Origin of the sequence: Planococcus antarcticus DSM 14505 (assembly GCF_001687565.2) — a bacterium.
Taxonomy (GTDB): domain Bacteria; phylum Bacillota; class Bacilli; order Bacillales_A; family Planococcaceae; genus Planococcus; species Planococcus antarcticus.
Genome location: NZ_CP016534.2, coordinates 1,811,402 through 1,833,216, shown reverse-complemented (window position 1 = coordinate 1,833,216; position 21,815 = coordinate 1,811,402). Strand labels below are relative to the sequence as shown.

At 38.7% G+C, this 21,815-nt stretch carries 23 protein-coding genes and 4 pseudogenes; 4 read left to right on the top strand and 23 right to left on the bottom strand.

Translation table 11 applies throughout. The annotated features are described in order from the left end of the window. Positions 1 to 68: 68 nt before the first annotated feature. From BBH88_RS18870 to BBH88_RS09110, 13 genes and pseudogenes are all read right to left on the bottom strand, one after another. Positions 69 to 755: pseudogene (locus BBH88_RS18870) on the bottom strand (HAD-IC family P-type ATPase); the annotation flags it as partial. A 773-nt stretch (positions 756 to 1,528) separates the two neighbouring features. Next, positions 1,529 to 2,503, bottom strand: coding sequence for a glycosyltransferase family 2 protein (locus tag BBH88_RS09155; protein WP_006829531.1), 975 nt, complete (start codon positions 2,501 to 2,503; stop codon positions 1,529 to 1,531). 50 nt (positions 2,504 to 2,553) lie between these two features. After that, on the bottom strand, positions 2,554 to 3,288 hold the full coding sequence (locus BBH88_RS09150) for a WbqC family protein (protein ID WP_006829530.1): 735 nt from the start codon (positions 3,286 to 3,288) through the stop codon (positions 2,554 to 2,556). Positions 3,289 to 3,378: 90 nt separating this feature from the next. Then, the gene (locus BBH88_RS09145; RefSeq protein ID WP_065536910.1) at positions 3,379 to 4,152 is read right to left on the bottom strand and encodes an SDR family NAD(P)-dependent oxidoreductase; all 774 of its coding nucleotides are present in this window, start codon (positions 4,150 to 4,152) and stop codon (positions 3,379 to 3,381) included. A gap of 386 nt (positions 4,153 to 4,538) precedes the next feature. Next, positions 4,539 to 5,114, bottom strand: coding sequence for a GNAT family N-acetyltransferase (locus tag BBH88_RS09140; RefSeq protein ID WP_238323442.1), 576 nt, complete (start codon positions 5,112 to 5,114; stop codon positions 4,539 to 4,541). Between the two features lie 655 nt (positions 5,115 to 5,769). Next, positions 5,770 to 5,970 carry a hypothetical protein gene (locus BBH88_RS09135; RefSeq protein ID WP_006829527.1) on the bottom strand — a complete coding sequence of 67 codons (201 nt, stop codon included), beginning with the start codon at positions 5,968 to 5,970 and terminating at the stop codon, positions 5,770 to 5,772. 47 nt (positions 5,971 to 6,017) lie between these two features. Next, positions 6,018 to 6,368: a hypothetical protein gene (locus BBH88_RS19640; RefSeq protein ID WP_006829526.1), complete on the bottom strand. Its 351-nt coding sequence runs from the start codon at positions 6,366 to 6,368 to the stop codon at positions 6,018 to 6,020. Further along, positions 6,361 to 6,918 carry an alpha/beta fold hydrolase gene (locus tag BBH88_RS19635; RefSeq protein ID WP_006829525.1) on the bottom strand — a complete coding sequence of 186 codons (558 nt, stop codon included), beginning with the start codon at positions 6,916 to 6,918 and terminating at the stop codon, positions 6,361 to 6,363. Before BBH88_RS19635 ends, BBH88_RS19640 begins: the two co-directional genes overlap by 8 nt. A gap of 23 nt (positions 6,919 to 6,941) precedes the next feature. After that, positions 6,942 to 7,409: pseudogene (locus tag BBH88_RS09125) on the bottom strand (GNAT family N-acetyltransferase). 562 nt (positions 7,410 to 7,971) lie between these two features. Then, positions 7,972 to 8,139 carry a class I SAM-dependent methyltransferase gene (locus BBH88_RS19185; protein WP_006829524.1) on the bottom strand — a complete coding sequence of 56 codons (168 nt, stop codon included), beginning with the start codon at positions 8,137 to 8,139 and terminating at the stop codon, positions 7,972 to 7,974. Positions 8,140 to 8,249: 110 nt separating this feature from the next. Beyond that, positions 8,250 to 9,830, bottom strand: a complete 1,581-nt coding sequence (locus BBH88_RS09120) for a YndJ family protein (protein ID WP_065536911.1) — start codon at positions 9,828 to 9,830, stop codon at positions 8,250 to 8,252. Continuing rightward, complete coding sequence (locus tag BBH88_RS09115) at positions 9,799 to 10,410, bottom strand: DUF4166 domain-containing protein (RefSeq protein WP_065536912.1); 612 nt, start codon at positions 10,408 to 10,410, stop codon at positions 9,799 to 9,801. The genes BBH88_RS09120 and BBH88_RS09115 overlap by 32 nt, the downstream gene beginning before the upstream one ends. Continuing rightward, positions 10,407 to 11,321 (bottom strand): DoxX-like family protein, encoded by a 915-nt coding sequence (locus BBH88_RS09110; RefSeq protein WP_065536913.1) that lies wholly within the window; start codon positions 11,319 to 11,321, stop codon positions 10,407 to 10,409. Before BBH88_RS09110 ends, BBH88_RS09115 begins: the two co-directional genes overlap by 4 nt. A gap of 321 nt (positions 11,322 to 11,642) precedes the next feature. Between BBH88_RS09110 and BBH88_RS09105 the strand changes: the two genes are divergently transcribed. Continuing rightward, positions 11,643 to 12,008, top strand: a complete 366-nt coding sequence (locus tag BBH88_RS09105) for a DUF4181 domain-containing protein (RefSeq protein WP_238323441.1) — start codon at positions 11,643 to 11,645, stop codon at positions 12,006 to 12,008. 335 nt (positions 12,009 to 12,343) lie between these two features. Here the strand turns inward: BBH88_RS09105 and BBH88_RS19625 are convergent, their stop codons facing one another. From BBH88_RS19625 to BBH88_RS19615, 5 genes and pseudogenes are all read right to left on the bottom strand, one after another. Continuing rightward, positions 12,344 to 13,300, bottom strand: coding sequence for a polynucleotide kinase (locus tag BBH88_RS19625; protein WP_331244200.1), 957 nt, complete (start codon positions 13,298 to 13,300; stop codon positions 12,344 to 12,346). A 74-nt stretch (positions 13,301 to 13,374) separates the two neighbouring features. Then, positions 13,375 to 13,485: pseudogene (locus tag BBH88_RS19885) on the bottom strand (hypothetical protein); the annotation flags it as partial. Positions 13,486 to 14,275: 790 nt separating this feature from the next. Beyond that, positions 14,276 to 14,629 carry a hypothetical protein gene (locus BBH88_RS09095; RefSeq protein WP_065536914.1) on the bottom strand — a complete coding sequence of 118 codons (354 nt, stop codon included), beginning with the start codon at positions 14,627 to 14,629 and terminating at the stop codon, positions 14,276 to 14,278. A 165-nt stretch (positions 14,630 to 14,794) separates the two neighbouring features. Then, positions 14,795 to 15,415, bottom strand: a complete 621-nt coding sequence (locus BBH88_RS19620) for a hypothetical protein (protein ID WP_238323440.1) — start codon at positions 15,413 to 15,415, stop codon at positions 14,795 to 14,797. A gap of 5 nt (positions 15,416 to 15,420) precedes the next feature. Next, positions 15,421 to 15,969 carry a hypothetical protein gene (locus BBH88_RS19615; RefSeq protein WP_238323439.1) on the bottom strand — a complete coding sequence of 183 codons (549 nt, stop codon included), beginning with the start codon at positions 15,967 to 15,969 and terminating at the stop codon, positions 15,421 to 15,423. 463 nt (positions 15,970 to 16,432) lie between these two features. Here BBH88_RS19615 and BBH88_RS09085 point away from each other — a divergent pair, with 463 nt between their 5' ends. Beyond that, positions 16,433 to 16,618 (top strand): hypothetical protein, encoded by a 186-nt coding sequence (locus BBH88_RS09085; RefSeq protein ID WP_006829517.1) that lies wholly within the window; start codon positions 16,433 to 16,435, stop codon positions 16,616 to 16,618. A 326-nt stretch (positions 16,619 to 16,944) separates the two neighbouring features. Next, positions 16,945 to 17,223: a hypothetical protein gene (locus BBH88_RS09080; RefSeq protein ID WP_006829516.1), complete on the top strand. Its 279-nt coding sequence runs from the start codon at positions 16,945 to 16,947 to the stop codon at positions 17,221 to 17,223. Positions 17,224 to 17,307: 84 nt separating this feature from the next. Here the strand turns inward: BBH88_RS09080 and BBH88_RS09075 are convergent, their stop codons facing one another. The 3 genes from BBH88_RS09075 to BBH88_RS09060 all read right to left on the bottom strand — a co-directional run bounded on the left by BBH88_RS09075 (position 17,308) and on the right by BBH88_RS09060 (position 20,591). After that, entirely contained in the window at positions 17,308 to 17,886 is a 579-nt protein-coding gene (locus BBH88_RS09075; RefSeq protein ID WP_065536915.1) for a histidine phosphatase family protein, read from the bottom strand. Positions 17,887 to 17,968: 82 nt separating this feature from the next. After that, positions 17,969 to 18,697 carry a HEAT repeat domain-containing protein gene (locus tag BBH88_RS09070; RefSeq protein ID WP_238323478.1) on the bottom strand — a complete coding sequence of 243 codons (729 nt, stop codon included), beginning with the start codon at positions 18,695 to 18,697 and terminating at the stop codon, positions 17,969 to 17,971. Between the two features lie 802 nt (positions 18,698 to 19,499). Then, the gene (locus BBH88_RS09060; protein ID WP_065536916.1) at positions 19,500 to 20,591 is read right to left on the bottom strand and encodes a glycerol dehydrogenase; all 1,092 of its coding nucleotides are present in this window, start codon (positions 20,589 to 20,591) and stop codon (positions 19,500 to 19,502) included. Positions 20,592 to 20,823: 232 nt separating this feature from the next. Between BBH88_RS09060 and BBH88_RS20025 the strand changes: the two are divergent. Further along, a pseudogene (locus tag BBH88_RS20025) lies at positions 20,824 to 21,066 on the top strand (DUF3784 domain-containing protein); the annotation flags it as partial. A 10-nt stretch (positions 21,067 to 21,076) separates the two neighbouring features. Here BBH88_RS20025 and BBH88_RS09055 read toward each other — a convergent pair. Both BBH88_RS09055 and BBH88_RS19880 read right to left on the bottom strand, forming a co-directional pair. Then, positions 21,077 to 21,466 (bottom strand): metallophosphoesterase family protein, encoded by a 390-nt coding sequence (locus tag BBH88_RS09055; RefSeq protein WP_065536917.1) that lies wholly within the window; start codon positions 21,464 to 21,466, stop codon positions 21,077 to 21,079. Positions 21,467 to 21,546: 80 nt separating this feature from the next. Then, the gene (locus BBH88_RS19880; RefSeq protein ID WP_331244240.1) at positions 21,547 to 21,810 is read right to left on the bottom strand and encodes a GNAT family N-acetyltransferase; all 264 of its coding nucleotides are present in this window, start codon (positions 21,808 to 21,810) and stop codon (positions 21,547 to 21,549) included. Between the last annotated feature and the right edge of the window lie 5 nt (positions 21,811 to 21,815).

The following is a 21,815-nucleotide window of genomic DNA, read 5'->3' as shown; positions in this document are numbered from 1 at the left end:
CTAACCGACTATATTTCGTTTATCAAGATCCCTCAACGTAACTTTTCTTAAACTTACTAAAATTCATTTCACACATTTAATAGTTTTGAATTAATCGCAACTATAATCGTACTCAAACTCATAAGCACGGCACCAATCGCTGGACTTATCACAACTCTCCACGGAGCCAGTACACCCGCAGCTAATGGAATGGCAAAAATATTGTATCCGGTGGCCCAACATAAATTTTGCACCATTTTCCGGTAAGTCTTTTTCGATAAATCGATTAATGCAACGACATCGTTCGGATTACTCCGGACTAGTATCACATCTGCCGTTTCCATAGCAACATCTGTTCCTGCTCCAATGGCAATTCCAAGATTGGCTGTGGCAAGTGTGGGTGCATCATTCACACCATTTCCGGTCATCGTTACTTTCCAACCTTTTCTTTAATCTTTTTGATTTGATTGGCTTTATCATCCGGCAGTACTTCTGCATAAACTTTGTCGATACCTACTTGTTTTGCTACCCTATCTGCCACTTTCTTATTATCACCCGTCAGCATGATGGTATGAATTCCTTGTGCTTTCAATTTTGCGACTGCTCCTTTAGCCGTTTCTCGAACCATATCGGCAAGAGCAAACATTCCAGCTAGCTCTTCTTCCACTAAAACAAAAACGACCGTTTTCCCTTCTTTTGAATAACTCATTAAATTGTAGTTGATCGTAGCTAAGTTTATTATCATTCACATATACAGGACTGACAACATTGACTTCTATCAAAAACAATCGCATTTAAATTGCGTGCATCTTCGAAACCGGTCCGATTCCGAATTGATAAACCTTTTTCGTTGATAAAGAGGTCCTTTTGTCAGTTAAGTACACCTATAAAAGGTCTTCGTTCGTGAAAAATCTGACTTTAACGTAAAATCAAAGTCAATTTAATTTTGTAGATAAAACGGTATGAATTTCAGATATCGCAACTAATCTGATCGTCTTTTAAGCTGTTCGTTTCAAAAAGAAACGTTCGCCTGCGAAAATTATAAAGATAAACAAGTTGAGTAAAAATCCATAGAAACTGAACAATTTATCATGAATGGATTCGCGTCATAGAAAACGTCTTTCATTAGCATATCTAAACTTCATCTGACTTTTGAAATAACGATTGAAAGTGGAGTCTGTTTACGTTGTGCTGTAAACTGATTTATAAAGAATGGGGTTATCTGTGAATTGGTTGTGGTTTCTTAATTCTTCAAGAAGAGATCTTCCTTTTTCGATTTATTCATTTATACAATCTATTTTGCGCTCTCAAAACTTAGATTCAAAAGATGATAATTTAGAGAAGAAATTTTAGTTAATAAAATGGATATGTAAAAAGAGGAAGACAAATGCTAATAGAAAAGCACCTGTCTTCCTCTTTTTTTCTCTTCAGAACATTTTAGTTACTTAAGATACATTTTGGAAAGTTTACTAGGAACTTGAAGAGTACAGTTTTCTCAAATGATATTCCAGCTTGATCATTGCCGGGATATCTTTTCTTTTTTTTTTGACTAAAAAGGCATTCTTTTTGATTTTCTCGTAAAAGAAATTGCTATCCCGTTAATATACGTTTTAGTTTTTGCGAGTTTTTTTATACTTCTTTTTAAGAATTCTTTATGCAGGTAAAACTCAGCATATTCTTTACTGAAGGCTTCTTTGAATCTACGCTGTCTCATTAATAAGTAAAAGCGATTTTTCTTTTTAGTCACAACAATTGTTTTGTTGTATTGAAAATTTGTATGGCTGTCTATTGCATCCAGCAAATTTGTTACTTCTTCATGTCGTTGGACTTCCTTAGAGGCGTTAGACAATGTCTCTTCAGACCAAGCCCCTTTTACGTCTACTCTGTAAACCGACATTGCTTTATCCATATAATGCACCCTGCCATTATGTGCCAGATGAATCGTAAGCGGATAGTCTCCGACACCTGCATCAAAATAGAAGGCAGGTACATGATCGGCCATCTCACGCCGATACACCATAGAATTGGTCGGGAAAAGTTCCCCGCCCCCTTCAATTACTTCTTCAGTGGAAAATATTCTATCCTGTCGACTAGGTCTCACTCTGTCAATCATCTTTTTGCGAATTTCAGAGAATTTAAATGCGGAATGGACACTTAACACACATTCCGGATTAGCTTCTAAGTAATCCACCTGTTTTTGTAATTTATAAGGATCTGTCCAATAATCATCCCCTTCACAAATAGCCATATATTTCCCCTTGGCTCGCCGTTGATTTACCTGCAGCATCGTAGCACCTTGAGAAAATTGATTTTCTTTTTGATAAATAGGCTTTATTATATCTGGAAATTTTTTTTCATAGTCTTTAATAATATTAGTAGTGTTATCTACTGATGCATCATCATGAATTAGAATTTCAAATTTAAAATTCGTCTTTTGCATCAAAAAGCCATCGATGGTTTCCGCTATATAATGCTCGTGGTTATAAGCAAGACAATCGACACTCACTAAGATATCTCTTCCCATTGCTCCTGCCCCCCAATCCCATTAGTTTTTTCAAGCTCAATCCATTACAGTTAACTGCCTATATGAAGGAGCGGATAAAAATCTTTAATAATTGTGAAATCATCCAGCATGGAATTGATCTCCTTAGGACTGTTGAACATCATCACGTCAATTATAGATAAATTAGGCACAAATTTCTTCACTTCTTTTTGCTGGTAACTTATATCATTTGTTTTAATGATCTCTAATTTGACACCTTTCGATTCAAAATCCAGTGGTGAATAAAGCGAAAGCCCTCCATAAGCATTCACGTATTGATCAGCTGACAGCATGTTGCAGATTTCTATTAGTTTATCTTGTCCTTTAAGATTCTCGCTTTTCTTCAAATCAGAAGAAAGCAATATATGTGTATGCAAATCTAAATACGTGCATACCTCTATAATAGAATTTGTAAGATATTTAGCCAAATTTAACTCTTCTTGGTTAATCACTTTTTCCATCAAAATATAAACTTCTTTAAAATAAGGTGCTTTACAATAGGTTTCTTTTATGGTTTTCAGCAATTTTTTATTGTAGATAAGATCATTATCAATTTCAATTTCATTGATTCGCTTGTTTTGGCTCACTTTAGACATTTTTAAGGAAATAGCCTTTTCTTCCCCGTTCACTAATATATTGTTCTTATTTATCCAACCCTTTTTCTTATAATTAACATCGTCATAAATGACATACGTATCAACTGCTTTAATTAATTGCCAGTATCCAATATAAGGAAAAAAATACGGTTGCATAATACCTACTTTCATAACCTTACCCCCACGTATATTAAGTTTAAGGCTGAGAAAAGCCATTCTAAATAGTTGTCGCCACAGAGTCCTTGTGTTATCTTAACTCAATTAACGAGCTCCCATGCCTCCGTCTATCCGGTATTGACTGCCTGTTATAAATTCGGAATCGTCACTTGCTAGGAAGAGAATCAGTTTTGCCACTTCTGACATGGTTCCATATCTACCTAGAGGAATACGAGATGCAATCCTTTCCCGAACTTCTGATGGATTTTCACTGTTAACACTTTCTTCGTTTTTTCTCATCATCGTCGAATCAAGGGGTGCTGGATGAATAGAATTTACTCTAACCGATTTATTCCCGGCTTCTATAGCTGCTGTTTTCGTCAACCCAACAACTGCGTGCTTTGAAGCAGCGTAAAGCGAATTTCCACCGCTTCCCATCAGTCCAGAAACAGATGAAGTATTGATAATGCTACCACTTTTTTGTTGCATCATGATAGGCAGCACTTTTTTCAACCCAAGAAAAACTCCTTTGACATTAATATTCATGATCAAATCAAAATCTTCTACAGTTTGATCTATTAAAGGCGCAACTTTCCCTAAAATGCCCGCATTATTTAGAAAAATATCAATTCTGCCCCATCTATCCAACACTTCTTCGATATAGTTTGTTACTTCCTTCTCCGAAGTAACATTTGCAATCACACTGAAAACTTCGCCAAAGTGCGAAAGATTTTCCGCGCATTTTGCGAGCGTTTTCTCATCGCGATCTACTAGCGCCACCTTAGCGCCTTCTTTCAAAAAAATCTCTGCAGCCACTTTTCCAAGATCTCCAGCTGCGCCTGTAATTACGGCTACTTTCCCTTTTAATTTATCCGACATTTATTCACCCTCCAAAATGCAAAATCTTAGCTTCTTTCTTATTGGATTACTTAGCTTTTTCAAGGTGAAATCGATAATTGGCACTGATGCAACTAACTAGACCAACAAGCTAAAGCTCTAGTCGACTTCCACCGCGGTTTATTATTTAGTATTCGTACGTTTCAGAAAACCTTCAAAAAACCGATCTTCTGCTGCAATGCAACAATGAGATCGATTTTCTTCACTTTATCTGACAAGTCGCCGCCTGCGACCTGCTTAGTCATCACAACATGATGTGGCAAACGAAGACTATAAACGTGTAACTAATCACATGTCTCAATGTTCATTTGATCAGTGAAAGTCGAATTTTTATTTGTCTACGATCCATAATTTGACCAATTGGACACTTATGAATCGGCATTCCAATATCCCAGTTCCAAGCATAGCTGTTCGTATTCTTTCTTCAAAATACTGACAATAATTTGTTCGTAATATCGGTTGTTACGAAAAGCATAATCTCGTTTTCTTCCCTCTTCGACCCAACCACATTTTCCAAGGAATAAATTATAAGAAGGAATATTATGTTCCAGAATATCCCCTTCTAAACGATGTAGTTGAAGTTCTTCAAAAGCATATTTCATAGTGGTCATTACTGTATCACGGCCGTATCCGTGTCCACGCATATTCTTTTTCCCTATTAAAATCCCATGATGGGCAGAACGATTTCTATAATCAATATTCAAAATATTTGAGATGCCAATAAAGCCATCTTGCTCTGTTTCAATCGCCAAACGCAGGTTTCGATTATCGAATTCCAGGCGATCAAACCATCGATTCTGTTGTTCAGAGGAAATCGGGATTGTCCATCCTCCAAGAAGGTGGGCGATTTCCGGATCATTATAAAAACTTCGCAGCTCTTCCATGTCTGCTCTTTCTAATGCTCGTAAAGTCACTTTTTTCCCTTTAACATTCATAATTTTCATCACCCTTTCTTTTTATTTTTTCTCTGATTGGTTTGCTGCACAAGTTAACATAACAAGAGACTTCAATTCGCTCCATGATTTTTGAATCCCTATTTTCGTCAAGTAGTTATTAAGGAACTCAAATCGAGAAAATATAACAGCTTTACACATCGTTTCTCCCTCTTATAAGCAAGTTAATCTCAAACTTCTCCTTTAAAAAATTTAAATCATTAGTATTTACAGTTCAATTGTATCATGTTTACTGAAAATTTAGACATTTATTTTTAAATTTTTTTATTAAATTCCCGAACATATGTCGAAGTTTTCCTACTTTAAGTTCTATATAAACCTAATTAATTGACAGAAATCAATACCTGATCGTCTGATTTTTTGAGGATTTACTTTATTTAACAATTTTCTTTTGACTTAATAACCTGGCACTCTAAAAAGTGAATGCTAGAGCAAGAAAAGATACCACTAATTTCCCCGCTTCTTCTCAGTGTTCCTTTCAAATTAACTTCTGACGATTGCAATTGATTTGGCAATCCATCATGGGGATGACCATTTTGCATTTGTATAGACGATTGCCGTTGACTTCAAATTCACTTATGGATATGCCATGAAAAAAGAAAGCTGACTTATGGGGTGTTTGAGGAATAATTCCTCCCACTCCCTCTTACCATACATCGAATTTTGCTAAAAAACCAGATTTGAAAAAAACTGTATATTTCCTTTCCTCCCTGTCAGTGTCGCTTTGACCCATGTAATTCATTGTCACTAAATGCTTGCTGTGATCATAATTTAGTTTCATTAATTGTGAATCAGTGTAGTTGGTAGCCCTTAATTTTGCTTCCATGTCTTGACCACTTAATCTCACTGTCTTGCCTCCACTTCTAGTTGATTATGTATATACAATTTCACGCTTCACTTCGAAGCTATAAAAAGTTCTTTCACAATCGCTATTATTAAATCAGATCGGTCCAGATGAACGGAATGTGTTGATTTCGCTGCATAAATTAAGTTGCTATTTTCTGAAAGTGTTGCTTGCTCTCTAATCAATTGCTCCCATGTATCTTCAAGGAGAGTGATCTCTGTTTCGGGTAATCCCTCTTCTATCCCTTGTTGAATAACATGCCTCTTATCCCGGCCAATAACAAACAGCAGTGTATTAGAAAGACACCCCATTTTTTTGATAGCTTTGGCATCTGCTTTCCAATTTTTTACTTCGGAGTTCATCGCTTTGTATAAATTAGGTTTTTGCTGGAATTCAATCAACTTCTTTTGTATTGATAAAGGCAGTTTTTTTTTGATTTTCCGATAATACAGGCTTAATAATTTGTTTCAATTCTTTTTCGAGTAAGAAAGAATAACTTTTGCATTCTTCCATCCATTCTTCATCTGAAGAATTTTGGTTTAATACAGGAAGGTCCAACATGTCAAGTCGCTCCACATCAACAGAAGTAGAGTCTACCAGAAGTAATGCACTCACTTTATCGGGATATAACTTGGTAAAGTGCTGCGCACATAATCCACCATACGAGTGACCGATTAGAACAATTAGTTCGTCCACTCCTAAAACGCATAACAACTGATTGATTTCATCAACTACTTGAGAACTTGTGCGTACTTCTTCCCCTAATTCACTTTCTCCAAGTCCCGGTCGATGTAACATAAAAACTCTGTTAGTTTGACTTAGAGCTTCTGTCACTTCAAACCATTCTTCAAACGAGCATCCCATTCCAGATAGAATAAGGATTGGAATTCCTCTTTCCCCTCTAAGAAATACTTCCATTCTTTTATTGTTTACATCCACAATATGTCTCATTTCCATGCTCCTTGTCAAAATTATTAGAATGATTGATAAGTCATACTTAGAAAATCGAAACTGCTACCATTTGTAGCATGTGTAAAAGTTACCCCTTCTTCAAAGCCTACTTTTTTATAGACTTTTATGGCTCTTACATTGAACTTAGCTACTGATAAAGTAATTTTTTCTGGACTGTATGCTGATTTCGCAAAGTCTAATCCGGCTTTCACAAAGTTCAAGCCGTTTCCTTTTCCTGTAAAAAGCGGATTCATTCCTAGCTCTATATCGATCTCACCATGATTAATTTCATTGAAATTAAAAAAACCTTAAACTTCACTATTTTTGATGGTCACAACATAAGAATCTCCTCTTTGAGTCGGGTCAAGAAATTCCTGAAGATCCTCTTGATCAGCATTCATATTGTAAAATGAATACTCCTTATTATAGCGCCAGTCATTTGCAATTTCCTCAGCTTGTTCTTGCGTCATTGATTGAAATTTGTACCCCATACTTACCCCCCTTTTTCCTTTACTATTGCTAGAAGAGTAAAACTTGAATTGACATATTGAGGTCTAGAAATAAAAAATCCGGAGCAAACACTTTTTATTTAAGCGTTAGCCTCTCAGATTTCAGCAGCATTATTCTTCCAATGGGTCCGTCAAATTATGGGCAGTTTCATTAAGACTGGTGAATTCTGAGGATTCGCTGTAAATGTCAATTTCCTCTTGCCACCGGTTTGTTCCGGAAATGGCAGTAAGAAGAAGCTGATACGTCTCGTCTCCCAAACTTTGAGCATACTTATCATCTGTGCTCAAGTTAGTCCATTTCTCATGAGATGCATTCACGAAGCTTGTAAAATCCGGGTATTCGATTTTTTCTACCTCTCGTTCGGATACTTTCGACAGCGTCCTTCTCGTTTCTGAAGCTTGTATTCCTTCTTGCGTGGCTACAGAATTTGATCCATCTACATTCGCAGCAATAATATCGAAGAAGAATCTGGCTTTATTCTTCCTCTTTCATATGGTCCGGCAATCCCTTTGATATATCCCATTCCTCCAAATATGATTGCAATCATATTTGGAGAAAATCCAAGCCATCTATTTGATGGCCGTTTTCGTAAAGCTTCAAGGCTACAACACCCGTACCGAATCCAATGTCCAATACGTGCGACTGCTCTTTTTTCGTGATTTCGTTAAAAACCATATTTAATATATTTTTGTATCCGGTAAAAGGATACAAATTATTGTCCTCACTTACTTGGACTGTCCTGTCTTATTCGTCTGCCCACAAATCAAATCCTCGGTTATCAAGCAGGAATGATCCCCCCTTTATATAGTCCATTCATTTGATCAAATCACTATCGAATGAGTTTTGTCCACTTTCTCTTTTATTACATAATCAATATGCAGGAAGTGGAGGCCAAACAAAGTCATGTCATGTGAAGCCAACAGGTCGTCGTCCACTTCTCTGATGGTAAAACTTTCGTGCAGCGGGAGTTGGAATAGATATCGACCGACTGCCAAATAGGTTCCCGCATCTCCGTCTCCGTTGCTCGTCAAATAGAGCCGCTCATCGTCAACTTCCGCTTGCAGAATTCCGTGCATCGAAGAGAAAGGCAATGGCAATGCGACGTTCATGTATGTCCTCCCGTTCGATTGATGTTGGGAGTAAATCGCGGTAAATACTGTCTCTACACCGATTTTCCGTTTCCATACTCTTGGCTTGCTTCTTCCATCACTTTGTTCGTCTACCAACTGCACTTGCCCGGTCATTTCTATTTGAGCCGAAGAAAAAGGCAAGTTGAGCTGCCCTATTTTCCGGCTGATAAACTGATAAATAAATGCAAAAGGCTTGAACCAGGCAGACCAGTTTACAGATGCGAACAATTCGTACCTGTCTGTATTTTCGTAAAAATCAATCGTTCTAAAAGGGAGCTTTCCATGACCTGTATAGTCTGCCATTTGATCCACCAGACCTGGGTAAGGCGCTCCTGGATTTTCCAACTTCCCTCGGATCTTGCTTATAGGGAAACTGAACGATTTTTGCTTCGTGGCTGGCACTTGCAATGCCCAGCCAATTACGGTGAATGACCCGAATAGTAGACAATTCAAAAAACCATGGAAAGCCAGCATGACTGGAATCGCTACAACCGTATTGCCGGTGAAATTGCCGTACGCATAAAGAAATGACCACAAAATGGTGGCGCATAACGTCACCAGCGGAATTCGAACGGCAATCGCTTGTACAGAGCTGGAAAACTTCAACCGGAACGTGTAATAAGTAATTGCATAGATTGTGCCTACATAAAGCGACACCGCAATAATTTCGATAGCAGTTGAAAACGTAATGCCAATCGCCAAGGTCATCGGCCCTGTCGCAATGATGAATGCACATACTTTATAGAGCTTTGTCATTTGTATCCGACCGATCAGTCCCACTGAAATACAAAGCATAAATGCGGAATAATGAAAATGGATCGCTGTTAACCAAGTTGTGGTCTCATCAAATCCGGTATCAAACTGTCCAATATAGGCAAGAAACCACATTCCGCCGATCGCTATGTAGACAAGTCCCAGGTCGATCATCAATTCAGCGGTATTTGTAAACCCTCGCTTTAAAAACCGGTCTATCCCTTTCGAAGCGATCCAAAAGGTGGAAAAAAGATAAACTAATGCACCCAACAGTTCAACGGGATAAGGCATAGTAAAACTAATCAGTGCCACAACCATCATCCCGATAGCCAAAATTAATTTATCCATTTTGCGAAGTTGAACGACCAGTTGCAGCAGCAATGGAACGAAAAGCAATTGAGCTATAGATAAATAATGAAGATAGCCATCTTCGCCATTAAACAAAAAACAGAAAAGAAACAAAATAGTTCCAAATACAATCAGTGGATTACCTAACGCTTTCCGTAAATTCACCAGCATACCTCATAATCCTTCCTATCAAGCTATTGTAGATGGATACATGGATGGTGTAGACATCCTTTACTTCGTCGTATCCTTCCAGCACAAAAACCCGTCCTTTAAAGAGTTTTGGGATAGTCAATTCCTTCTTACCCACCACAACTTTTTGTGTTCCGGAAGTGATCATCAGAAAACCTTCCTTTGTAACATCAAACAGTAAATCTGAGTAGAATAAAGGCACATCACCCAAGAAGTCCTTCACCAGCCGCTTTTCCAAATCGAGTGTCATTTTGGCATTGAACTTGCGCACCGACTCTGGAAAGAAAAACGATCTTTCCCAAGAAACTTCAGCCTCGCCCTCTTGATTGATGCGGCAGCGGTTGGCAATTGTAAAAGGAATATTTTCCCCGCTTTCAGGAAATAAAAAATTGAGCTTAGATGCAAGGAGATACAAAGGAAAAAGCAGCTTACTGCCAGTTTGTATTTGCTGCATCTTCCCATCTGCATAAAAAGTCTGGTCCAAAGGTAAGGCATAGCGATACTGCAGTTTCGGGTGCAGCTGTTCAAACTTCTTTCCTAATAAAGTCGAGTAAATAGTCAAGCGGCTTTCCCTCTCTTTCTTTTGCAGCTTTTTGCAGTCGGGAGCTGTTCATGGAGCAGCAATCCGATGATCGATAAAATCCACAGAGTGACGTTTAGCGTGATGACATTAAAAGGTGCAATGGCTACGGCTGGAGCGGCAATGATTGCACTCAATGTAAGGAAAGGGAAAATGATGACTTGCAGCTTCAGCAAAGGTTTCTGCAGTTTCGGCACGAGCCAGCAACAGGCAAATAATATCTCTGCTACACCGATCCAAATAACCGCAGTAGCGCCTTGTGCAGCAGTTAATGGCGACAGCTGCGTCAACATGCTAATTTCTAGAGGATGTTGCGTTAAGACTTTCGGGACCAATCCTTGGTAAAACCAAACAAACGCAAACAAAAAACAAATGGCATAAAAAGCAAAAAAACGACGATATTGGGTTTTCGGACTTTCTCCTGCTTCAATCCATCGCTTTAACACATCGAAACTTAAAGCAGTTCCCCATCCCATCACCGGGCGAAATAATCGGTCAACCCACTTTCCCAGAACACCATACCGAACATCATAATCATATTGCGTTAAAAATGTGGTGCCTTTTTCATGAGGCATGTATTTCCAATAACCTTTGCCTTCAGCAATAGGCGACAGCAATTGCTCTGTACCAAAATGCAAAGCAGAAGTTTTTTCACCGCTCGCTTTTTCATGTGTGCCTTGACTTTCACCCCACCCTGATATTTGAATGCCGGGCATCACTTTTGTGGAGTAGGTAAAAGTTTGCATATTCTCTCCCGGTAGCTTGTCGTTATATGTAATCGAAGAAAAACGTAAATCCCATTGTTCATGCAGCTTTGGCTGCTGGGTATACTTCCATACTTTTTCTACATCATCTTGCACTTCAATTTCAACATAAATCGGCTTCGGCTTCATAAAATCTATCAAATCCTTTTTTAGAATTTCTCTTGCGACTTACTAGTCTTCACAACTTATATAGTCTTATATTACCATCGAAGACGAGAATTTAATCAGGAAAATCAGGAAAATTTTGCTCTGTAAGAGCTGATTTTCTCAGTATCCGGATGACTTGTTACTCAAGGATGCTTAGAAGAAAGAGTGTAAGTTGCATGACCCATATCCTGTGGGCCCAATGCGTCCGTCTGGAGCGGTTTCTTCGTTTCCCTACCTCATTGAGTTGAAAAAGCTGTTTCTTTAATTCAACTTATATAAGTGCTAAGTATCGGAGGAGATTTTATGTATGAAAATAACTCATCTTTTTGGCTGGACCTGCTCGTCATACTTGGCCCGTTTTTCATACTGACCTATTTGTTTAATAGCATTATGAGAAGATGGTTGAAAGTTGAAAAGCCAAAGATGTTCTCGCATAACCACGTTAATGTCAAACACAAGAAAATCGATTGGACCATTAGAGGTCTTATTGTTGTCTTGATGATTATCGGTGCGTTTGTAAACATTAACAGAATTCCGTTAGAACCTATTTTATTCTTGGAACCCTGGTTTTTGTTGTTGATTTTAGTAACTGTGACCGAAATCGTACGAGCAGTTATGGAAAAGAAATATGTAGAAAATCCGAATGCTTACATTTATACCGTCAGCTAACTAGTTTTCATAATGATTTTGCTCACCTCATTATTTTCTACTGACTTTTGGGGAGTCTTATAGTCATGGGGAACAGAAAAAGTCTTTTCTCAAAAGGCTTTTTCTATGGCAATATATCGTAGCTAGTAGTGACTCGAACTTCGCTTTCTTTGAACCCAGTCTTCTCGAATCAATTAATGCTCATAATCATTACTTCAATTTCGCCGACCGCGTCTTCTCGTCTTCTCCAGTTTAATGCAATTTCATTTCGGATCCTCTCTTTCGCTGTGCTAAATCCTTATAAAAGCCAAAAAGAGCCAGAAGACTTTAACTGCTTCTGGCTCCTTTTGGCTTGGTTACAATCTGGGATCTACAGGATCTGACTCCATCGCAAGTGTCCCCAAACTGCATTCATGAACCCGTTCGATCGAATCTCCACTTGTGTAGCGAATCAGACCTTCTAGACCGAGCGCGAATTCCTTTAACGCCATTTTCTGTTTTTTGCTGGTGTTTCTGTTTTTTAGTCTGTCTAAGTTTTTGTCTTCTAAATAATCCATTCCGTAAATGATTCGTAAGTATTTGCGGCCCCTTACTTTAATGGCCGGCTGCAGCAGTTTCCCTTTGTTTTTGGCGATAAAAAACTCTGGTTTGATAATGAGGCCCTCATGGCCATCTTCTGTTATTTCCTGCCACCACTTTATTACGTCATTTTCGCTAGCTTCATCTGTTATTATTTTGAATTCTGTTTCCACAAATAGTTCAGACTCACTGGCAAGAAACTGAGTCATTTCCATATGCCAGGTATGAGGTTTGTCGATGAAAGCCTTGTTGCTGTGTGCCAGCACGTGAAATGGGGCAATTTGTATCGAGTTGATCGAGTCGACATCCCAACAGTATTTCTGGAACACTTCATTAAATTCATGAGCATTTTCAAGCTTCTGTTTGTACTCATCGAGCCACAGCTGCAAGCTTTCATTGGTTCCAAGTGCCGCACTCAATTTCGCTTTCAGTAGCGAACGGTCCACCATTGCATTTTCTGCTACATGCGCGTATTGGCTGCTGATTAGTTCTTTCGCTTTTATGTTCCATGGCATGATTTCCGCATCCAAGAGAACATAATCTGTTGCGTATTGTTCAAAGTAATTCATGCCAAATAAGTCTTTGTTCAACTGCACAAGAAGCTGTTCTTCTGTTTCACTGTCGAAAAATCGCTTCCCGGTTCTAGTGTAGATTGTCCCCAATGATTCGATTCCAGTGTGTTTTGACGATGCTTGCTTGTCTTTGAATAACAACAAAATGCCGCGGCTGCCCATGTGTTTTTTTCTGCGATCATCGTGTGGATTCCATTGCTTCTGTAATACTCAATTGCTTCTTTCGGATGCTCAAGATAATCTGCCAGTCCAGAGACCTTTGGAGTTGGGCTCATCGTTGGCGGAATATATACCAATTGTTCGATTGAAACCGTGAAGTGAGATACCGCATCGATTGCCGGTTTCACTTGTTCTGGAAATATTTTCACTTCTCCCAGCTCTTCCGTCAATACGGAGTAGCCTTGGATAAATTTTGCAAGGTTTGGTGGGTTTAATCGGTTCTTTTCCCACTCGGCCAACGGATTTTCATCAGCCCCTGAATAATCTTGCTTTGCCTTTACAGCTGCAAATTCTCTTTCTGGGTAACGATAAGCCGTCAATTTCCCGCCAAAAACAACGCCCTGGTCAACGTTGATAGTGTTGTTGATCAGTAAAGGCTTGGGTTTGGGATCATGTCCCCAAACTATCAATAGCTTGTTCTGATGAGCCACAGTCCAATCTTTCCGGACAGGCTTGCCGTTGTCGTTAAATCCATCCGTATCTCCGTAGCGGCAAAAATCACTGATGGCCTCGGATTGCTTACCGATAAATGCATCTCTAATGCCTGCGTGCGTGCAGACCAAAATCGGCGCTCCGTTCTTTTTGAATACGTAATGGGAAGCTGCTTCTAAGAGGAATAGATTTGCGACTCGATTAATGGACAGGGTTTTAGAGAAATTTAAAGATGTCTGACAAAAAGTGCTGCTTACAGAAGAAGCCCCCAATATTCGGCATTTTTATGAGAAGAACGGATTCGATTCTTGCGACAAGGGTACACTCGTTGCGTTTGCAATAATAGATCAGTAAACACTTGCATACCGCTAGTCATAAAAAGCGCATTCGATTTTCTCGAATGCGCTTTTTTGAACTGAACATCAAGTGGCACAAAGCAACGGCTATACTTACTCCATATGTAGATAACGTATACAACATTCTCTGTTAGTTAATAAATAAGAATAGGTATTCCCCGTTTTTGTTTGAAGCTTTGGAGTTAATCGATCTGCTGTAGTTAATCCATTTCACTTTTTTTAACCGGAGCTCTACTTTCTGGTGAAGTTCTTCCTCGGTTTTCATGATTGTGAAGACCACTTTCTCGTAAGGCCATTGGAAATGGCTCATCGCTGCATTTACGGGCGAATCATCCAGCAACAACTTGCAGAATTCATCTGCTGTCTCGGCTTTTTCTGCGAGCGCATCTTCCGCTCTAATGACGAATTCATAGAGTTTTCTTTTTTCCAGTGGAAGTCTTGCCACTTCGCTCTTCCATAAAAAGTCTATTAGTCGTTCACTCATTCCACTCTCTCCTTATGCGTTTATAGGTTTCGATCCCTATCTCAAAAGCTGGTAGAAGGGCTACTATTGATTTCAAAGATTTCTTTCATTTTTTACTCCATGCTGTTAACAAGAACTTTAGCAATATGGATTTCCTTGCTTAAAAAACTATTTCGTTTCTGATGCTTAAACATTTTGAGTTATGCGTTCAGCTGCTTGGCGGGCTCCTGAAATATTTCTTGCGATTGGTCCGATTTCCAGTTCAGCCAATGCACCCATCACGTATAAACTTTGGCCCCATTGAAGATTTTCAGCAACAATAGGATAGCCGCTGTTGGCGCATTTCAAGTGGTTATCTTCTATCGCTGGCGCCAGCCACTCTTTACCTGGCAACATAGCCTGAAATCCAGTGGCCAATAAAACTGTTCCGCTTTCCTGGAGCAATTGGTTGGATTTATTGTAAAGCTTTATGGTGCCTTTTTCAAATTTACCTTGATGAACTTCTCCATTCATAGTGAGTTTGGTATTTTTCCGTTGTTGATGCAGCAGCTTTATATATAAATCGCGAGAAATCGATCCTTTATAGCGCGCCTTAATGATTTGTTCGCGCCGGTTTTGATAGCAATGCGTTTTGTGGAAAGCTGTTTGCTTTTTCGGTCCCAACCATCCTGGATCGCTGTCAAAATCATGGATCCTAAAAGGATTCTGTTTTAACAGTGTCACTTGCTGTGGAAACATTTTGTTCAATTTGAGTGTTAAATGGACGGCAGAAATGCCCCCGCCAATAACTGTAAAAGGCGGCTTCAACTCTTCTAGTTCCGGTAGAGTAGGGTCAAAAATGTGGTAAACGGGTGCCTCGGTACTCTTTTAAAAGCTTCTGCCCATTTCGGCAAGTATAATTGTTCATTATTCCCAATAGCCAATATCAAGTTTTCACCTTCTACTGTTCCATTGTTTTTCATGTTTATTTGCCAACCTGCAGCACTTTGATTGATGGGTTCGACCAATCCCTTTTTCCAGCTCTTTTTCAGCGACAATTCTTTAATCAAACAATTGCAGTGTTCTTCAAACAACAACAGAAAAGGACGTTTAAATCTTCCTAGAAACGAAGCGCTGTCGTCCAATTCATTGTTCTTCGCAAAAGCTTCCAAGCCGAATGGGTTTACATCCAGGTGGTGGACTCCGGGCGAACGCAGGAAAGGCATTGAAATGGTGTTTATGCACCGATGCCAATTGGCTAAGGGCTCAGCGTGCTGATCAATTATCAATAACTTATCTGCACTGACTTTTTGCTTCTTCAATAAGTAACTGGTTATGGTTATTCCTTGGACTCCTCCACCTACAACTATCCATTTGTACATTAATCACTTTCTCCTTTCTTTCATAGTTTCATTTTAGGTGAACCTTTAAACGTAATCATTACTATTTAAAAAATATAATATTAAACTTACCACTTCTTTCTTGAATGAACAAGTTGAATATGTTTATAACTTCGTTTGATATGTAGAAGCTGAAATTTGGATATCGTTTTTTCATTGGGTATCGGTCAAATGGTAGACAGTTCGATTGCTGAGGATGTGTGGTTAGAAGAGTTGTTTTTCCGGTTGCAATTTTTCATTTTTTATAAATTTTTTGCAAAACAATAGTAGCTCCAAGTGAATAAGTAATGTAAATTATTGAAAAGAAATTAAGTTTCTAATTGTACTTAACTTATTAAATTACATTTTCCTCTAAATATAATGAAACTTTATTGGAAATCAACAGGTATATGTTAAGGAGACGATAATTCATATGAACTTTTCAAGTAATACAAGGAGATACATCATGAAACTTGATTGTCCCTATTTCTACATAATTTCTATTAGAGTAATGCTTATTACTTTAGTTGATCTCGATCATAAAAACCGGGGTTCATTTGAGTGGTTTGACAATATTATGCCGTTTGCATTTATTACTGGCTTCTTTATCGGCTATACAGACAAGCTTCCGATGAAAAACAAGCATTCTTAATTTACGCTGTAAATGCAATCTAAGAAAAATTGAAATGGGGAGAGAACATGCACTTTATCATTATTTTCTTTATCATATTCATACTTATGGCATTTCTGCATGTAGCTGGAGAATTTTTAATCACCCGAAACAGTTTTTCAAAAAAGACTGGCTTTAGAATAATAGTTAGTTCACTTATGGGCAGTCTAGTAATCAGTGTTTATTACTACTTGGCTCAAAGATTCCAGTTTTAATACAGGTACGCATCTTTACTATTTCTATCTACTGCGTATTGGCTTCATTTACTCTTAATGTTGAATTAAGTAGATAACGGAAGGAGTTTTAAAGTGGATATTTTGATTTTTGTAAGTTATATTGCCTTGTTAAGTTATTCTGTCAATAAATTTGCCGGAAACCAACGGCATAGATGGATCCATTCAGGTTATATTACCGCTTTTCTGCTTCCTATATTGGTTTTCTTTCTTGCAACTAGAACAGTCGGCACTCTCACAGGTGACGGAATTGCAGGAGGAGTTGCGGGCTTGGGCTATGCAGTGGCTACCTTAATTTGTGGATTCATCTTTTTATATGTAGGTTATACCTCTAAAAATGTTCGCGACGCCTAACATGATTTCTACTAGTAAGTCTTTAGATCCTAATTGTTGAAATCCAGTCGACCCAGCTATTTCATTTTTAATTTTAAACATTCATTACTCAACCACCAGTTGAATCCATTCTGTCTCTCCTAGAAAGTCTTCTCTTGTAAATGCTTGACCGAGAATCGTTTTCCGATAAGAAGTGATGGTACCATCATGTGTGACTAAGTAAATTCTCCCGCGTTTAAAGTTTCGGCAAAAGCCTATAAACTGCTCGGCCAAAGAGCTAAATTCGTCTTCAGAAAGTGTGTTAATGCCTTTTGACCACAAAGAGTGCGCAACATTCGCTGCAGCCGTAAAGTTTCCAAATTCATTTTGAAGCCTTTCTAAATCTAGCAATTCATCACATGGCAATGTAGCGGCACCCATTCGGGCTGGAAATATACGTGGTGCTAGTAGAGGATGTACGATTTTGCGGCAAGCAATATTCCCGCTCCATATCGAAGCCGTTTGGAGGGTTCTAAGAGTTGGGCTGACAATTAACACATCTTTAGCAGTTAACGGAAGTGAGGATTTTAATCTCTCAGCTTGACTAATTCCGTTAATTGTTAGTGAAGGATTGGCCCGTTGAAGGCTGTCAGGCAAATTCACTGTGTGCTCGCCCTGACCATGGCGAATAAAAATCAATTCCATATGTTCACCTCCAATTAAAGTACGCTATTTTTCTGTGAATAGAAATTGAGAGCAACTGGTTGGTCAATAGATTGCTATCATATTATGAGCTTAGTTCATCCAATACTCGTTGCAGTGTAGATTGAGCAGCAATCGTCGGCTCCCTTCTTAATGCTACTTGCAGAGCCTTTTTGATCCCCTTTTCGTTCTCGTGGTCGGCTAAGATCGCCACACTATTGGCGACAGCACATCTTACTACATAGGATGGATCGCTCAATAAATTCAGTAGTGATTTCAAATGCATTTTGGACCCCAACAAGTACAATCCGGTATAGAAACCTACTTTTGCTAAACTGCTCGTTTCCTGCTGAAGTTGGGTTTGCAGCACAGGAATGGCTGTTGTGGCTCCAATTTTGCCAAGTCCTTCTGCCGCATCTCTGCGGACAATTTCTTCCTCATCAACTAGAGACTCAATAAGGTATCTTTCTGCTCGGATATCTCTCAGTTCACCTAAGCCTTTTATAGCGGATATACGCACCAATTCGTCTGAGTCTTTCAGGCGTCTGATGTACGCGTTGAAAACATCTTCCCCGACATACCCCCACAATGCTTCAAGTACCAAGTAACGAATTTCTTCATCCGGATCTTCCGTCAAGGGCAGAAGAGTGGATTTGATCGTTGCGTTGATTGGCAATTCGCCTAAAACTCCAATGGCCGTTATTCTGACCTCTCGATCATCAACTGTTAAATATGCAGCTATTTCCTGAAAGGCATCTGGTTCACCGTGTGCCAACAAATTTTGGATTGCTGTTATTTTTTGCTTTGTATCCATGATCAAAAAGTTCAACTCCTCTTTTAAACTGCTGTGTAGAACACCATAAACAGGCTGATCACAGCAATGAGACAAAGGGTAATAAAAACCACTTTTCTTCCTAGAACGCTTTTAAAATACAGATTTAACAATAGGAAATAAAGCAAACTGATGATCAGAATGAAAAGTAAGAACCCTTCTATGTCACTAATCTCGTGAGCATGAATAGAGACCAGCAAACCTAGAAAAAGAAAAACACCATATAAATTCATAAGGGTTTTCATCCTGTTCGGTTTTGGTGCATCAGCTTCTTTGTGTGACGCTTTTTGCGAGTGGGAGTCCATTTTTCACCTTTCCTTTTATTCATTTAAATATCTATACGAAAAGAGTGATCCGATAGTTTCAAAAAAGAGTTTCAATTTTCATTAATCGATCCGAATGCTTTTCATTGGAATTCGATAATGATAATTCCCCAAACAAATGCGAGAATATACTGTAAAAAAATGCGTCATTTCTGCTAAGCGAGCACATCAAAGACAAGTATCGTTTATCCCCTCCAATAATCGATCAACTCGGAAGTTCTTATTTTTTCTATGTGCATGCCTCGGACTTCTTTGCTTTGAATTTATACGTCTGTAAAATATGATCGATCATTCAGTAAATAGATGAATTCATCAAAGATTTTTTGTGCTTTCAATAAAATTACAAGAACCCCTTCTGGACTATAAAATCCAAAAGGGGTTCTTGTTTAGTCAATACTAAACTTGCATCTTATTGAAAACAGTTTGGCTAAATACGACTCCTACATATAATCGACCAAGAATTAGACAGTCGTGAGTGCATTTACTGCCAAAATAGCATCTGCCACTTGTTCAGGCGTCAGTTCTGGATTCATATTGTGTGTTGTTTCGCCTTCCACTGTTGCCAATTTGCCGACTTCCAACAAATCTTCGTAAGCTACATCGTCCAAATGAAGATCTTTCAATGTGGTAGGCAATTCGATTGCTTTAAAGAAGTCAGCATAACGCATGATTTCTTCTTCGGAATAGCCTTCGAGCACCAATTGAGTCAAGACTCCGTATGCCACTTTCTGGCCGTGGGTCAACTTGTGAATGTTCCCTTTTAATGCGGTAAATCCGTTGTGAATGGCATGAGCTGCGGCTAATCCACCGTTTTCAAAACCTAATCCCGACAACAGTGTATTTGCTTCAATAATCGCTTCTACTTGGGGAGTCACAATTTTTTGCTTGGCTGCTTTGTATGCCGCAATCCCTTGATCAAACAGGATTTCTTCTGCTTTTTCAGCAATCGCAATTGCTGCGAGCGTTGCTTTACCGCCAGCCATTGTATTGGAATTGCGTTTCTGTGAAGCTTTTACTTCAACGAGCGTCGCCATCGCATCACCCATGCCTGAAGCAAGCAAGAAGATCGGTGCACCCACAACCACTTTGGAATCAATCAAAACCAATTCCGGGTTTTTATTATAGAATTTGTAACCTTCAAATACGCCTTCATCTGAGTAGATGACAGAAAGTGCGCTTGTTGGTGCGTCTGTTGAAGCGGTAGTTGGAGCCACGACAACTGGAATGCCCAATGCATCGCCAACGGCTTTTGCTGTATCGATGGTTTTACCGCCGCCTAAGCCAATGACGACGTCCGCTTCTTTATCTTTGCCGACTTCAGTCAGACGATTAATTTCTGTATTGGATGCCTCGCCGGTAAACTCTTCGTAAATGTAAGTTATGTTGGTTACATCAAAACTTTCTTTCACAGTATTTCCAGTAATTTCCCAAACAATGCTATCCGATAACACGAACGGAGCTTTTCCGATTTTCGCTACCTCCTCGCCAATTTCGCTAAGAACCCCAGCACCTTGGATATATTTTTTGGGTGAAATAAATACTTTCTTTTGCATAATTAATTGCTCCTTTCAAATCTTGTATTATAGCCTATTTAAATAATAACGTTAAGTTCTGTGTTTCCCTGCAATTTAGCTAGGTAAACAAAGTGTGTTTTCAAAAACTATGCTCTTGGTACAACTTACGTGTAGTAACTTGTATTCAAAACGTCAATAAAGTGAAACTTTATAAGAAACGAAACGATATGATAACTATAAGTTGTTCCGTCTGAGGAGGTGTTTATCATTTATGACGATTGAAATGCTTATTCCACTTGCGTTAATGTTTCTGTTTCTTATCATGAGTCTCATTTTACTGCAGGGAAAAGGCGCTATTCTTATCGTGGGTTATAATACGATGCCTGCTGAAGAAAAGGCGAAGTATGATGCAGTGGCTTTGTGTAAAGCGACAGAGCAAATACTGCTCATTGTTACGTTCTCAATTGGCTTCATTTTTATGGGAGTGATTCTTCAACTACATTGGTTAGTAAACATCGGGATTTTTATAATGGTTGCTTCCATCGCAATTGCTTTGGTTGATATGAATACGGGGAATCGATATAAAAAAAGCAATGCTCATAAATTTCCTCTGGAACTGCTAAAAATTCATAGCCCAATAAGAAGCCGTGATTTTTGTAAGGTACACTTCTCAACTCGACCACAAGATCTTCTGCGGTTATTTTAATGGTCGCATGATTTCCAATTACAAAGGATGTATCAGTCCTCGAAAATAACAGATCTAGCACTTCATTGGTTTCATAGCCAATACCAACCATATCTCCAATACAGTAAATATGTTCAATGTCGGGATTGTCGTCTATTTCATCCAATACCGCATGCAAAGCCGCAATGTTGCCATGCACGTCTGCAATTACAGCAATTGTTGTACTCACTATAACATCCCCTTTAAACCATCTTTTTTTAGAAGTAAATTACTTACCCGCAAAACATGAACTCCTCATTTTCATGGAACTTAAATGCTCTTTTCCCAGGAATAATGAATAAACTTCATCTTTTGACCATTCATTTCAAACTCTTCATCGCTAATTCCCTTTTGATTAGAGCCGATTTTCCTCAACACTTTTTGAGATGCTATATTAACAATGGTTGTTTTTGCATATATTTTCTCTAAAGATAAATCCCCAGTTAATAGTTTTTTTACGGCTCTATAGCCAATCCCTTGCCCTGTATAGATATCTCCTATTCTTAAACCTAATTCTGCAGTGTTAGTAGTTATATCAA

What these genes read in the sequence shown, in the direction of transcription:
- BBH88_RS09155 (WP_006829531.1), bottom strand. Translation starts at nt 2,503, where the DNA reads ATGGGAAGAGATATCTTAGTGAGTGTCGATTGTCTTGCTTATAACCAC.
- BBH88_RS09150 (WP_006829530.1), bottom strand. Translation starts at nt 3,288, where the DNA reads ATGAAAGTAGGTATTATGCAACCGTATTTTTTTCCTTATATTGGATAC.
- BBH88_RS09145 (WP_065536910.1), bottom strand. Translation starts at nt 4,152, where the DNA reads ATGTCGGATAAATTAAAAGGGAAAGTAGCCGTAATTACAGGCGCAGCT.
- BBH88_RS09140 (WP_238323442.1), bottom strand. Translation starts at nt 5,114, where the DNA reads ATGAAAATTATGAATGTTAAAGGGAAAAAAGTGACTTTACGAGCATTA.
- BBH88_RS19635 (WP_006829525.1), bottom strand. Translation starts at nt 6,918, where the DNA reads ATGAGACATATTGTGGATGTAAACAATAAAAGAATGGAAGTATTTCTT.
- BBH88_RS09120 (WP_065536911.1), bottom strand. Translation starts at nt 9,830, where the DNA reads ATGCTGGTGAATTTACGGAAAGCGTTAGGTAATCCACTGATTGTATTT.
- BBH88_RS09110 (WP_065536913.1), bottom strand. Translation starts at nt 11,321, where the DNA reads ATGAAGCCGAAGCCGATTTATGTTGAAATTGAAGTGCAAGATGATGTA.
- BBH88_RS09105 (WP_238323441.1), top strand. Translation starts at nt 11,643, where the DNA reads ATGTATGAAAATAACTCATCTTTTTGGCTGGACCTGCTCGTCATACTT.
- BBH88_RS19625 (WP_331244200.1), bottom strand. Translation starts at nt 13,300, where the DNA reads ATGGGCAGCCGCGGCATTTTGTTGTTATTCAAAGACAAGCAAGCATCG.
- BBH88_RS09095 (WP_065536914.1), bottom strand. Translation starts at nt 14,629, where the DNA reads ATGAGTGAACGACTAATAGACTTTTTATGGAAGAGCGAAGTGGCAAGA.
- BBH88_RS19615 (WP_238323439.1), bottom strand. Translation starts at nt 15,969, where the DNA reads ATGTACAAATGGATAGTTGTAGGTGGAGGAGTCCAAGGAATAACCATA.
- BBH88_RS09085 (WP_006829517.1), top strand. Translation starts at nt 16,433, where the DNA reads ATGAAACTTGATTGTCCCTATTTCTACATAATTTCTATTAGAGTAATG.
- BBH88_RS09075 (WP_065536915.1), bottom strand. Translation starts at nt 17,886, where the DNA reads ATGGAATTGATTTTTATTCGCCATGGTCAGGGCGAGCACACAGTGAAT.
- BBH88_RS09070 (WP_238323478.1), bottom strand. Translation starts at nt 18,697, where the DNA reads ATGGATACAAAGCAAAAAATAACAGCAATCCAAAATTTGTTGGCACAC.
- BBH88_RS09060 (WP_065536916.1), bottom strand. Translation starts at nt 20,591, where the DNA reads ATGCAAAAGAAAGTATTTATTTCACCCAAAAAATATATCCAAGGTGCT.